12 protein-coding genes are annotated in these 12,423 nt (G+C 70.1%); 3 read left to right on the top strand and 9 right to left on the bottom strand.

Going from position 1 to position 12,423, the window contains the following annotated elements:
* Positions 1-94 precede the first annotated feature (94 nt).
* The 6 genes from AC3WVS_RS01770 to AC3WVS_RS01745 form a co-directional block, all read right to left on the bottom strand.
* On the bottom strand, positions 95-301 hold the full coding sequence (locus tag AC3WVS_RS01770; RefSeq protein ID WP_492317113.1) for a hypothetical protein: 207 nt from the start codon (positions 299-301) through the stop codon (positions 95-97).
* 92 nt (positions 302-393) lie between these two features.
* Entirely contained in the window at positions 394-747 is a 354-nt protein-coding gene (locus tag AC3WVS_RS01765) for a hypothetical protein (RefSeq protein ID WP_492317112.1), read from the bottom strand.
* A gap of 181 nt (positions 748-928) precedes the next feature.
* Positions 929-2,392, bottom strand: a complete 1,464-nt coding sequence (locus AC3WVS_RS01760) for an efflux transporter outer membrane subunit (protein ID WP_492317111.1) — start codon at positions 2,390-2,392, stop codon at positions 929-931.
* A complete protein-coding gene (locus tag AC3WVS_RS01755) occupies positions 2,389-3,297 on the bottom strand; it encodes an efflux RND transporter periplasmic adaptor subunit (protein ID WP_492317110.1) in 909 nt (302 codons plus the stop codon). The genes AC3WVS_RS01760 and AC3WVS_RS01755 overlap by 4 nt, the downstream gene beginning before the upstream one ends.
* Positions 3,294-3,512 (bottom strand): DUF1656 domain-containing protein, encoded by a 219-nt coding sequence (locus AC3WVS_RS01750; protein WP_492317109.1) that lies wholly within the window; start codon positions 3,510-3,512, stop codon positions 3,294-3,296. The genes AC3WVS_RS01755 and AC3WVS_RS01750 overlap by 4 nt, the downstream gene beginning before the upstream one ends.
* A gap of 26 nt (positions 3,513-3,538) precedes the next feature.
* Positions 3,539-5,539, bottom strand: a complete 2,001-nt coding sequence (locus AC3WVS_RS01745) for an FUSC family protein (RefSeq protein ID WP_492317108.1) — start codon at positions 5,537-5,539, stop codon at positions 3,539-3,541.
* Between the two features lie 209 nt (positions 5,540-5,748).
* Here AC3WVS_RS01745 and AC3WVS_RS01740 point away from each other — a divergent pair, with 209 nt between their 5' ends.
* Entirely contained in the window at positions 5,749-6,654 is a 906-nt protein-coding gene (locus tag AC3WVS_RS01740; RefSeq protein WP_492317107.1) for a LysR family transcriptional regulator, read from the top strand.
* 21 nt (positions 6,655-6,675) lie between these two features.
* On the opposite strand, the gene AC3WVS_RS01735 is transcribed toward AC3WVS_RS01740, so the two are convergent.
* A complete protein-coding gene (locus AC3WVS_RS01735) occupies positions 6,676-7,239 on the bottom strand; it encodes a hypothetical protein (protein WP_492317106.1) in 564 nt (187 codons plus the stop codon).
* A 180-nt stretch (positions 7,240-7,419) separates the two neighbouring features.
* Between AC3WVS_RS01735 and AC3WVS_RS01730 the strand changes: the two genes are divergently transcribed.
* Positions 7,420-7,926, top strand: a complete 507-nt coding sequence (locus AC3WVS_RS01730; RefSeq protein WP_492317105.1) for a GNAT family N-acetyltransferase — start codon at positions 7,420-7,422, stop codon at positions 7,924-7,926.
* Between the two features lie 11 nt (positions 7,927-7,937).
* Here AC3WVS_RS01730 and AC3WVS_RS01725 read toward each other — a convergent pair whose 3' ends face one another.
* Together AC3WVS_RS01725 and AC3WVS_RS01720 are read right to left on the bottom strand one after the other, a co-directional pair.
* A complete protein-coding gene (locus AC3WVS_RS01725) occupies positions 7,938-10,280 on the bottom strand; it encodes a cytochrome P450/oxidoreductase (RefSeq protein WP_492317104.1) in 2,343 nt (780 codons plus the stop codon).
* A gap of 71 nt (positions 10,281-10,351) precedes the next feature.
* A complete protein-coding gene (locus tag AC3WVS_RS01720) occupies positions 10,352-11,338 on the bottom strand; it encodes a Bug family tripartite tricarboxylate transporter substrate binding protein (RefSeq protein WP_492317103.1) in 987 nt (328 codons plus the stop codon).
* Positions 11,339-11,519: 181 nt separating this feature from the next.
* On the opposite strand from AC3WVS_RS01720, the gene AC3WVS_RS01715 reads away from it, so the two are divergent.
* Positions 11,520-12,356, top strand: coding sequence for an IclR family transcriptional regulator (locus tag AC3WVS_RS01715; protein ID WP_011617123.1), 837 nt, complete (start codon positions 11,520-11,522; stop codon positions 12,354-12,356).
* Positions 12,357-12,423 lie beyond the last annotated feature (67 nt).

The raw sequence follows: 12,423 nt of genomic DNA, 5'->3' as shown, positions 1-12,423 counted from the left end.
CGCTCTTCTGGTGGGGTGGCTTGTCAGGCACGGCCGGCGCCTGGCGGCGGCACGCCTTCTCAATCTAGCACCCGAGCGCGCATCTCAGAAGCGCTCAGCCTGATGTAACCGGCGAAGTCGCCGACGCGGCAACTTCCGCTTGTGCGCAAGGCGTGGCATTGCGGGCTTGTGCGGTGCGCTCGGCAGCAGTCCTGGCAGCGGCGCGGCCGCGCTCGATCACGGCCCAGTCAGGACCGGCGACCGCGGGAAAAGACGCGGCCAGGGCGCCAAGGCCGAGCAGCGCGAACAGGATGGTTTTCATGAGGGGGGCTTCAGGGAGGTACGGGAAAGGAGACGGGGCCTTGCGCCCCGTCGACACGCCACGGCGGCTGCCGTGGCGCGGGCAGGCGCCGGTCAGGCGGCAGCCGATACGCGTGAGCCGCCATGGGCCGGCGGTGCCGACACGCCGCTGCGGTCCATGCCTGCCACTTCCATGCCGGCGGCAGCGCGGTTGGCGCCGTCGGTGAACGGGTCGCGCCGGTCGTTGACGCGGGCGCCATCGGTGAAGGGGTCGCGCTTGCCATTGACGTGCGCACCTTCGGTAAACGGGTCGCGCTTGCCGTTGTGCAGGTTGTAGCCGTAGCGGTCGGCGGCGACGCCGCGGTCATTCAGGCCTTGCGCCATGGCAGGGCTGGCCAGTGCGGCGGCACCGAGTGCTGCAATCGAGAGGGTCGTGGCGAGAAGGGCTTTGAGAGCGTTTTTATGCATGTCTGCTGTTTTTGGGTGGGTGGACGGCATGGCCCGCGAAGGGCCGCGCGGGGATGGCGGATCTGCCTCCCGCGCCGTCCGGGTTCGCCTTTTGGGCGGTGCGGTCGCGTGGGAAACGCGCGGCACGGGACGAAGTTTAGTCAGGTCGATGCATTCCTGTGATGATTTAAATGTCGAAAGATCAGTCGTTTTTTTCATCGATAATCGAATGGGCGGCAACCACCTTGCGGCCGGACTGCCACCCCCCGCCGAGCGCGAGGAACAGGTCGACCTGGCGCGCGGCGACATGGCCTTCGGACGCAGCCAGTGCGGCCTCTGCATCGGCCAGCGTGCGCTCGGCGTCCAGGTGCGTCAGGTACGGGATGCGCCCCGCCTGCTGCAGGCGGCGCTGCAGCCGCGCAGCTTCTGCGGCCTGTTCGCGCGCCGCGTGCAGGGCGTCGTGCCGTTCCAGTTCGCGCGTGTAGGCCGACAACGCCGTTTCGGTTTCCTGCAATGCGCGCAGCACCGCGCCATCAAAGCGCGCCAGGGCGGCGTCGGCCGCGGCTTCATGCCCGTGGATGCGATGGCGCACGCCGTTGGTCGGCAGCGACCAGCTCAGCAGCGGCCCCACGCTCCAGCGCGCCGTCGGGCCGCTGCCAAGGTGGCTCAGCACGCCGGTCAGCCCGGCGCTGGCGCCGATGCGGATCGATGGATACAGGTCCGCCGTGGCCACGCCGATGCGAGCGGTGGCCGCGGCCAGTTCGCGTTCCGCCTGGCGGATATCGGGCCGGCGCCGGAGCAGCGCTGCGCCGTCACCCACTGGCAGCGGCACGCGCAGCGTGGGTTCGGCATGGCAGTCCACCTCGGCCTCTGGCAGTGCCGCAGGCGGCTTGCCCAGCAGCAGCGCCAGCCGGTGGCGTGCGTCGCTAAGCGCGGCTTCCAGCGTTGGCAACGCAGCGCGCAGCGCTTCGGTGCGGGCACGCTCGCGCGCTATGTCGGCGGGTTCGCCGCGGCCGGCGCCGACCAGGCGGCTGGTGGCGTCCAGCGTGCGTTGCTGTACCGCGAGCTGCTGCGTGGCGGCAGCCAGTTCATGCGTGGCGGCGCAGCCCTGCACGTAGGCGCGCACCGTCTGCGCCGCCACGGTGACGCGCACCATGTCGAGCGTGGCCTCGCTGGCTTCGGCGCCGGCCAGCGCGGCCTCGTCGGCGCGGGCCAGCTTGCCGAAAAAATCGATCAGGTAGGACACGCCGAAACCGAAGTCGCCCAGGTTGAATACCGGTGGCCTGGTGGTCTGCAGGAAGCTCTCGCCCGACAGCTGCGCGCGCGAAACGCTGGCGCTGGCGCCGCCCTGCGGCAGGTTCTCGGACTCCACCTCGTGCAGGAGGGCCACCGCGCGGCGCAGGTTGGCGCTGGCGGCGCGGATGTCGGTGTTGGCGGCCAGCGCCTCTTCGACCAGCCGGTTGAGCCGCGCGTCGTCATACAGCCGCCACCAGTCGTTGGGCACGGGCGCGATGGCCACGCCGTGCGCTTCGGCGCCCTGAAGCGGGCCGTTGGCGGCGGCCGCGCGCACCGCCGCATGATCCGGCACGCGATAGTCCGGGCCCACGGTGGTGCAGGCGCACAGGCAGGCCGCGGCGCACGCCAGCCAGGAATGGCGCCGCTTCACGACCGGGGCCCCGTGCGGCGGCCGGCGTCATCGTCGCGCCGGGCTTCGCGAACGGCCACAGTCGCGGTGCGGCCGGACACCAGGCGCACATCCGCGGGCACGTCCTCCAGCACGATGCGCACCGGCACGCGCTGTGCCAGCCGCACCCAGTTGAAGGTCGGGTTGACGTTGGGCAGCAGGTTCGAGCCCGCGCTGCGGTCGCGGTCCTCGATGCCGGCGGCGATGCTCTGCACGTGCCCGCGCAGACGCCGGGGCTCGCCCATGATATGCACGTCGACCGGGCTGCCGATGCGGATCCGGTGCAGCTTGGTTTCCTCGAAATAGCCTTCCACGTGGAAGGACCCGGCATCGACGATCGACAGCACCGGGCGGCCGGTCGAGACATAGTCGCCCAGGCGCGGCAGCCGATCGTTGAGGTAGCCCGCCACCGGGCTGCGCACGCTGGTGCGCTCCAGGTTCAGCCGGGCCAGCCGCAGCGCGGCTTCGGCCAGCGCCAGCGCGGCTTCGCCTTGCTCTACGCGGGCACGCCCCTGTTCCGCGACTTCGGCGGCAACCAGGCCGTCGAGATTGCGGTTGCGCGCGGCTTCGCGCCGCGCCTGCGCCAGCGCGGCGCGCTGCGTCGCTACCGCGGCCAGCGCCTGCTGCAGGGCCAGCGCGTAGCGGTCGCGGTCGATCTCGAACAGGACTTCGCCTTGCTGCACATGCTGGTTGTCGCGCGCCAGCACGCGTGTGACCAGCCCGGACACATCGGGCGCCACCTGGATGATGTCGGCACGCACATGGCCGTCGCGGGTCCATGGTGCGGCCGTGTAGTAGTCCCACAGGTGGCGCAGCACCAGCAGGGCGGCAATGGCTGCCAGCAGCGTTGGCAGCAAGGGAAGCAGGGGGCGGAGTCGGAAGGTCATGACGGCAGTCCCGGCACCGCGACAAAGACTGCGGCCACGGCGCCAAGGACGATCACATAAAGGGAAAGGTTGAACAGCGAGCGGTGCCAGATATGCCGGTAGCAGCCCAGCGCGGCCAGCGCCATGCGGATCGCGGTAGTGACGGCGAAGGCCAGCACCATCAGCACCAGCACGCCTGGCACGAACACGCCATAGAGGTCGATTTCACTGAGCATTCGGCGGCAGCGGAGAGTTGGGGAGGTCAGCGGGACAGGGCAGCCGCCGGGCCAGGCAGCAGCGTGACCTGCAGCACCACCAGCGCGCCGAGCGTGCCGCGGTGGTCAGGGCGGCCACCTGCGGGCAACGCGGCCACGCTGGCGATGGCATCGGCCACCCAGGCGGCCAGCCCCGCCGGAGCCGGCACGGCATGGCCCGCGCGCAGCCGCGCGCGGAAATGCCTTGCCACCGCGGCCAGCACGCGGCGCACCGGCTTGCGTGCCGCGGGCGGCAAGGCCGGCAGCGCCTTCTGCAGCGCCAGCGCGCAGTAGCCGACTTGCAGCGCGTGGAAGCCGTCGGAAGACAAGGGATCGCCGGCAGCCCCCAACCGCGGCACCAGCTGGCCGAGCCGGTCCAGCATGCGCGCGCCCAGCCGCGCATCGCCATCGGCCGCGCGCAGCGTGGCGGCCTGGGCCAGGTCCCGCCAGCTGGCGCGCACCAGCCGGTGCGCCGCCGCGCGCGCGCCGAACGGGCGTACCGCCATCGACCACAGCGGCGCGAACAGCATTGCCGCGGCGCTGGCCATGCAGGTATTGAAGGTGCCGAGGAAATCCGCATCGAACACGGCCTGCACGTTGGCGAACGAGGCCGTGTTGACCGACAGCAGCATCGCAATCAGCTGGAAGCCGGGCCGCGCAATCAACAGGCCAATGCCGAGATAGGGCAGCGCCAGCATCGCGGCCAGCGCTTCAAAGGTGTGCGCGTGCGGCACCACCAGGAACAGGTAGCCGCACGACACCAGCAGGCAGATCGTGCTCCAGCGCAGGAAGGCACCGGCCATGCGGCGCGGCTCGTCGATGGCCGCAAAGAAGCAGCAGGCGATCGATGCCACCGCGACCGCGCCGGCGCCGTCCTCCCAGCCCGAGAAGATCCACAGCAGCCCCGCGCAGAATACGGCCAGGCCGCTCGACACGGCGCCGAACAGCAGCATGCCGTGGTCGTGGTGATGGCCTGCAGCGTCCGGGGCCGCGTTGCCGCGCAGCGGCGGCGCGCCGGCGCTGCGGTCGCCTATGCCTTGCTGCAGGGCGTGGCATTCAGCGTACAAGGTGCCCAGGCGCTGCAACTGGTCCGCCGCCGTGGCGGCAAGGCCGGCTTGCCAGTCGACCTCGCCCGCGCGGCCATCGGCAGGCCACCTGCGCGTGGCGACTGGAGGCGGCGTGGCAGCATCGGTCGCCAGCCAGGCGGTCGTCGCCGCCATGGCCTCGCGCAGTGACAACGGGATGCCGTCCGGATGGCCGCGCAGCGCCTGCAGCACGCTTTCCAGCGACGACAGCAGCGGCATCAGCATGGTCATGCGCTGGCGCAGCGCGCGGGCATGGCGCAGCGTGTGGCTGCCCTCGGTGTCATAGGCCAGCTGGCTGACCAGCTGGTCCAGCGCCAGGATGTCGGCGGCGAGCCGGTGGCGGCTGTCGTCGGCGCGCGGGCTGCCGGTGAGGATGTCCGATGCCCAGGCCGCCGCGTCGGCCAGCCAGGTGGCTGCGCGGGACCGCAGCGCGGGCGCCACCTTGGCCGGGAAGACGACCGAGCCCACCAGCCCGGCGCAGACGATGCCGATCACGATTTCCTCGATCCGGGCCACGGCAATATCGAAGATCTGCGCCGGCGCGCTGACGGCCGGCAGCGCGACGATCGGCAGGGTGTAGGCCGCCAGCAGGTACACATAGCTGCGCGGCGTGCGCTGCAGCAGCGACAGGTACACCAGCACGGTGATCCACAGCGCGATCGCACCCATCAGCACGATCGGCATGTTGACCAGTTGCGGCACCGTGGCCACCGCGGCGGTGGCGCCCAGCATCGTGCCGGCCACGCGGTAGGCCGCCTTGGAACGGGTGGCGCCGGTCAGGGGATGGGAAACGAAGTACACCGTCGCCATGGCCCAGTAAGGCCGAGGCAGGCCCAGCGCCAGCGCGATATAGAGCGCCAGCATCGCGGCGGCGAATGCCTTCAGCGAGAACAGCCACTGTCGTGCATTCGGCCAGCTAGCCATGGAGCGGGGTCTTCAGGAAGCGTTGAGGGCACGCCGCGGCCTGCCGCTCCACGCTTCATTTGGCGGCGCGGTTGGGCGGGGGCGATGTGTGAAAGCGAAGTGTAGCCAAACCTTTCGCATTCCATTCATGATTTAATATTGGTCTTTCCATTCCCTTTGTTCATGGATGGCGAAACTGGCCTGCCGGCAGCCCGCCGTCCCTCAGCACCATGCCCATCGATATCCGCGCGCTGCGCTATTTCGTCGAGACTGCCCGGCTGCGCAGCTTTACCCAGGCCGCGGCCTCGCTGTTTGTCACCCAGTCGACCATCAGCAAGATGGTCAAGCAGCTGGAGGACGAGGTCGGCCAGCCGCTGCTGATCCGTGAAGGCAAGAGCGTGCGGCTGACCGACGTGGGCCGCGTGGTCTACGAGCGCGGGCAGGAGGCGCTGGGCGTGGTGCACCGGCTCACGCTGGAGGTGTCCGACCTGTCCTCGCTGGGCCGGGGGAAGCTGACCGTGGGGATCCCGCCGATGGTCAACCTGTTCTTTTCACCGGCGGTGAGCGCGTTCCGGCAGCGCTATCCCAACCTGTCGCTGACGCTGGACGAGCACGGCGGCCAGGTGGTGGAGCAGCTGGTGGCAAGCGGCGAGCTGGAGGTCGGCGCCACGGTGCTGCCGGGCGACAGCGGCCTGGCGCTGGAAACGCGCCAGTTCGGCCGCTACCCGATCTGGGCCGTGGGGCCGCGCAAGGCCGCCTGGGCGCGCGGGCGCACCGTCACGCTGGCGGCGCTGCGCGATGAGCCGCTGGTGATGCTGACCGATGACTTCTCGCTGACGCGCATGCTGCGGCAGGCATTTCTGGAGGCACGCATCGAGCCGCGCGTGGTGGCGCACAGCGGGCACTGGGATTTCCTGGCATCGATGGCGGCGGCGGGGCTGGGCACTACCTTCCTGCCGCAGCCGCTGGCTGAGCGCCTGCAGGGCCAGGACGCACTGGCCATGGCGCGGCTGACCGCGCCGGCAATGGACTGGACCATGGCGCATATCTGGTCGCCGGGACGCTACCTGTCGCATGCGGCGCGGGCATGGCTGGCGGTTTGCGAAGAGGTGCTGGGGGGCGGAAAGGGATCTTGAACCGGCGCGCTTGCGGCGGCCTCACTTCTTCAGGCACTGGTCCGGCGGGATATCGAGCAAGACCAGCGATTTCTGCCCGGCTACGTAGTGGTAGCGCAGCCTGACCCCCAGCTTGCCGAGCACCGGCACATCCGGGTTGCGGCAGATGCCGCGCTCCAGGATAGGCTTGGCCGTCGCCATGAACTCGCGGGTATCGTCGCGCGCCGCATCCACTCCCGAAACCTTCAGCTGGAATTCGACGATCTTGCCCGGACGCGTCATGCAGCCGTCGAAGCGGGTGGTGTCGTCCAGGTCGACCGGACCGGCGCGCATCAGCTCCTGGCAGGCCATGCGCAGCTCACGGTCGACATCGCCCGCGGTCAGGCGGGTCACGCCGTTCATGCCCGTAGGCTTGCCGCGCACCGTGCCCAGCAGCAGCGTGGCCAGCCCGGACAGTTGCGGGGACGGCGCAGGCGCGGCGGCCACGGTGGCGGAAACGGCAAGTGGCCCGGCCAGCAGGGACAGGCCCAGGCACACAGCGGCATTGCGCAAAGGATGGTGATCGGGGACGGCGGGGGCAGCGGGGGCAGCGGGGGCAGGGCGCATGACGCAACGGGAACAGGATTGCTTGGGGTTCGCGCTGCTACTTTAGCCTTGGCGCCTTGCCGCCGTTGTCAGGCGTTGTCCTACGGCGCAACGGTGGCTTGCCCTGGCGGCCGCGGCATGCCAGTGAAGGGGAGCGTAGAATTCGGGTTCCCAAGACCTGATCGAAGTCCGAGTCCCGCCATGTCCGTGCAGATCCGCCCAGAGTCGCCGTCCGACGCCGACGCCATCGCCCGGCTGACCACCGCCGCCTTCCTGACGGCGCCGCATACCAGCCACACCGAGGCGTTCGTGGTCAATGCGCTGCGCCGCGCCGGCCAGCTGACGGTGTCGCTGGTGGCACAGGCAGGCGATGAGCTGGTGGGACACGTGGCGATTTCGCCGGTTACGGTCTCATCCGGCGCGACCGGCTGGTACGGACTGGGCCCGATCTCGGTGGCGCCGGACCTGCAGGGGCAGGGCATCGGCTCGCAACTGATGCGCGCGTCGCTGGACCAGCTGCGCCGCCTTGGCGCCGCCGGCTGCGTGGTGCTGGGCGATCCCGGCTACTACGGCCGCTTCGGCTTTGCCGTTCGGCCCGGGCTGGTGCTGGACGGCGTGCCGCCCGAGTACTTCCAGGCACTGGCGTTCGACGGCGGCTATCCGGCGGGCAGCGTGCAGTACCACGACGCCTTCAACGCCACCGCCTGACGGGCGGGCGCTCAGAGCTCCAGCACCAGCCGGCCGCCGCCACAGGCGCGCGAGCAGCACGCCATCATGCGCTGGTTGGCCTCGCGCTCGCTGCGCGTGAGCACCACGTCGCGATGGTCGACCTGGCCGGCCAGCACGCGCACCTCGCAGGACCCGCACAGGCCTTCCTCGCAATCGCTCTGCACGTCGATATTGGCGCCGCGCAGCGCGCTCAGCAGGGTCTGGCCGGCCGGGACTTCCATGACCAGGCCGGAGTCCTTCAGCTCGACGGTGAACGGCAGTTCCTTCGACGCATCCAGCGTGCCCAGCTTCGATACGAAGTGCTCCACGCGCAGCGCATCTTCCGGCCACGCCGCGCAGCACCCGGCCAGCGCATCCAGCATGCGCTGCGGGCCGCAGGCGTAGATCTGGGTGCGCGGGTCCGGCCGCGCCAGCAGCTTGCCGAAGTCGGCGCGCTGGCCTTCATCGCTGGCATGGATGTGCAGCCGTGCACCGTGCAGGGCCTGCAGTTCATCCAGCATCGCCATGGCCTGGCGCGAACGGCCGCAGTAGTGGAATTCGTAGTCGATGCCAAGCGCACGGGCGCGCCGCGCCATCGCGCTGACCGGCGTGATGCCGATACCGCCGGCGATAAAGATGGCGCGCCCGCAGCTTTCATCGAAGCGGAAGTGGTTGCGCGGCCCGCGGATGCGCAGGCGGTCGCCGGCCTGGACGCTGCCATGCACCCAGGCCGAGCCGCCGCGGCTGTCGGGGTCGCGCAGCACGGCAATCTCAAGCGCCGCGGCGTCGTCCGGATCGCCGCACAGCGAATATTGGCGCGACAGCCCGGTATCGCCGCATTCCACGTCGATATGCGAGCCCGGGGCCCAGCGCGGCAGTGGCTTGCCGTCAGGCGCCGCCAGCCGCAGCCGGACCACGCCGTCGGCGGCGGGCGTGACGCGCTCGACCACCACCGTGCGGGCGATGGTGTGCGCGGACGGCTCGCCGATGCGCACCGGCTGGTGCACCTCGAGCAGGGCCGGGTCGCGGCGCTCGGGGTTCTGCGCGGGGTTCCATTCCACCAGCAGGTGCTCGGGGCCGCGGAACGAGGTGTTGGGCACGTAGGTGAAGGTCTGCCCGGCCAGGCGCATATGCGGCAGCCGGCGTGTCAGTTCCTCCAGGAAGACCTGCATCTCCATGCGCGCCAGGTTCTTGCCCATGCACTGGTGCGAGCCGTAGCCAAAGGTCAGCTGCTCGCTGGCGTTGTCGCGGCGGATGTCGAACAGGTCGGCATCGGCAAAATGGCGCTCGTCATGGTTGGCCGAGGACGTGACGATCAGCAGCTTGCTGCCCGCCGGCAGGCGGATGCCGCCGACCTCGGCGTCGCGCGTCACCAGCCGCCGCCATGCGGCGACGGAGCCGTTGTGGCGCAGGCATTCTTCCACCGCGTTGGGGATCAGCGATGGATCGTCGCAGATCTCGCGCCATGCATCCGGATGCTGCAGCAGCAGCTTGATGGCATTGGCCGAGGCATTGGCGGTGGTCTCGTGCGCGGCGACGATGCCGGCCATCATCATCGAATGCAGGTAGGAGTCGGTGACGACATCGGGTAGTTCTTTCTGCTTGCGCAGGCCGTACTGCATCCAGCCCGGGCCGGACGGGTCCTCGCGCATCTTGTCCAGGATGCGGCCCGCCAGCTGCCAGAAGTTGCCCACGGCATGCGCCACCGCCACCTGTTCCTCCGGCTTTGGCCGGCCCCAGGTGTTGACGGTATGGGCGATGGAGTACTGGCGCAGCAGGTCCATGTCCTCTTCGGGCACGCCCAGGAAATGCAGGGCCACGGTCAGCGGCACTTCCCACAGCATCTGGTCGACCAGGTCGGCGCGGCCATCGTCGATAAAGCGGTCGACATACTCGCGTGCCAGGCGGCGCACCAGTGGCTCATGGTGCGCCAGTTCCGCGGGCGTGAAGGGCGCCATCAGCGCGCGCCGGCGCGGCATGTGGGCGGGCTCGTCCTCGTTGACCAGCGTGCGGTTCATGGCATAGCCATAGGAGGCCAGCACGGCATTGGCCTCGTCGCCGGTGGGCGTGATCTTCTCCAGCGCGATCGACGGGCTGAAGGTCAGGTTGTCACGGAAGATCGCCTTGATGTCTTGATAGCGCGTGACCACCCAGTAGCCCAGCCTGGGGCTGTAGAACACCGGCTCCTGCTCGCGCGACCAGCGCACGTATTCGGGCGGGTCCTGCTGGTAGCCGTCGCCGAAGGGATCGAATTGCGCCGCGTTGTGGCTGACCGGGCAGCCGTTGGGCGCGGTCAAGGCGCTGTGGTCGATCGGGCAGCCGCTGCGCGCGGCGCTGGGGGAGGGGTTGGCCATGCTGCGTACTCCTGGCGAAAAACAGGGCCGTCCGGTCAGGGCCGGACGGCCATTCGGTGTTGCGGCCGGGCTCAGTTGTCCAGCGTGATCTTCAGGTCGCGGATCAGCTTGGTCCAGCGGGTGGACTCGCTGCGCAGCAGCTCGCTGAACTGAGCCGGCGAGTTGCCGACCGGCTCCACGCCGAAGTCCACCAGCCGCTTGTTGACAGCGGGCTCGCGGATTGCCGCGACCACATCCTTGTTCAGCGTGTTGACCACCTCCGGCGGCGTGCCGGCCGGCACCACCATGCCCACCAGCGCGGCAGCTTCCACGCGCGGGTAGCCCAGTTCGGCAAAGGTCGGCACGTCGGGCAGCTGCGGCAGCCGGGTGGCATTGGCCACCGCCAGCGGCCGGACCTTGCCGCCCTTGATAAAGCCGGCGCCGGCGGCGTAGTCCACCATCATCGCCACCACCTGCCCGGCGGCCACGTCCGACAGCGCCGGCGCGGCGCCGCGGTAGGGGGCATGCGTCATCGACAGGCCGGCTTCCACCTTCAGCAGCTCCATCGCCAGGTGGTGCGGGCTGCCCGCGCCGGCCGAGCCGTAGTTGATGCCGCCCTGGGTGGCCTTGGTCTGGGCGATGAATTCCTTGGCGCTCTTGACCGGGCTGGTCGCGCCCACCACCAGGATCATCGGGAAGCGGCCCAGCAGCGTCACCGGAGCCAGGTCCTTGCCAGGGTTGTAGGAGAGCGATTTGTACAGCACCGGGTTGAACACCAGCGTGCCGTTGTCAGCCGACAGCACGGTATAGCCGTCGGCGGCCGAGCGCGCCGTCTCGGCCGCGCCGATGGCGGTATTGCCGCCCGGCTTGTTGTCCACCACCACCGGCTGGCCGACCTTGGCCGACAGCCCCTGGCCGATGGTGCGCGCCAGGAAGTCCGAGCCGCCGCCGGCGGCGTAGGGGACGATCCAGCGGATCGGCTTGGCAGGGTAGGCGTCGGCGGCGTGCGCGGGGGCGGCGGCCAGCATCGGCAGGGCCAGCGCGCCAATGGCCAGGCGCTTGAAGTTGAGGCGGGGCATGGGGGCTTGTCTCCTTGTTGGTCAGCCCGGTGTACGGCACCGGTGTTTCTATTTTGCGTAAATCATATACGCATTGCGTAATGATTGAATGCGGGTTAACCTTGAACTGTCCTGCGGCGGCCGCATGGCTTGATCCGCCTTCCATGTGATGACCGCTCACCGTTTGCCGGATCTTCCCGCCATGCCCCGACCGAAAGCTGCCCAACCTCCGATCGAACCCGCCGACGCGCCCCGCACGCGCGAACGCCGCCAGCGCGTGCAATCGGCGGTCACCGGCATGGCCGTGCTCAAGGGACTGGCCCGGCTGGGCGGACGCGCCAGCCTGACCGCGCTGGCCGCGCATATCGACGAAAGCCCGGCCAAGGTGCACCGCTACCTGGTCAGCCTGGTGGAAGAGGGGCTGGTGGCGCAGGAGACGGGCACGCAGCAATACCACCTGGGCTTCGAGGCGCTGCAGATCGGCATGGCGGCGATGCGCCAGGCCGACCCGATCCGGCTGGCCGAAGCCTCGTTGGTACGCCTGCGTGAAGCGCTGGAGGTGACCTGCTTTGTCGCGGTGATGGGCAACAAGGGGCCGACCATCATGCGCTTTGAGGAACCGGGTTTGCCGGTGACGGTGAACGTGCGCGCGGGCTCGGTGATGCCATTGCTGTGGTCGGCCACCGGGCGCGTGTTCCTGGGCCTGCTCGATGAAAAGCGCGTGCATGCCCAGGCCGAGGAGGAACTGGCCGCGGCAAGTCCGGCGCGGCTGGCGCTGCTCGATGGCAAAGACCCCATCGGCGCGCTGCGCCGCGCGGTGCAGGCCGACGACTGCGCCTGGGTGCGCGACACCAACCTGACCGGCATCAGCGCCGTGGCGGCGCCGGTGCGCGACTACACCGGGCGCGTCTGCGCGGTGCTGACGGCGCTGGGCGCCACCGGCGGCTTTGATCCCGCCATCGACGGGCCCATCGGCAGCGCCGTGCGGCGCGAGGCGCGCGCGGTCAGCACGGCGTTGGGGTTCAACCCCGGGGCCTGATCCGATCGCTCAGCCGGTGAAGCCGCCATCGGCCAGCAGCGAACGGCCGTAGCCAGCGCTACTGTGT

This window comes from Cupriavidus sp. CPT47-8839-RL05A (genome assembly GCF_058792255.1).
The sequence above is the reverse complement of the archived record's forward strand: the minus strand, read 5'-3'. Positions and strand labels throughout refer to the sequence as shown.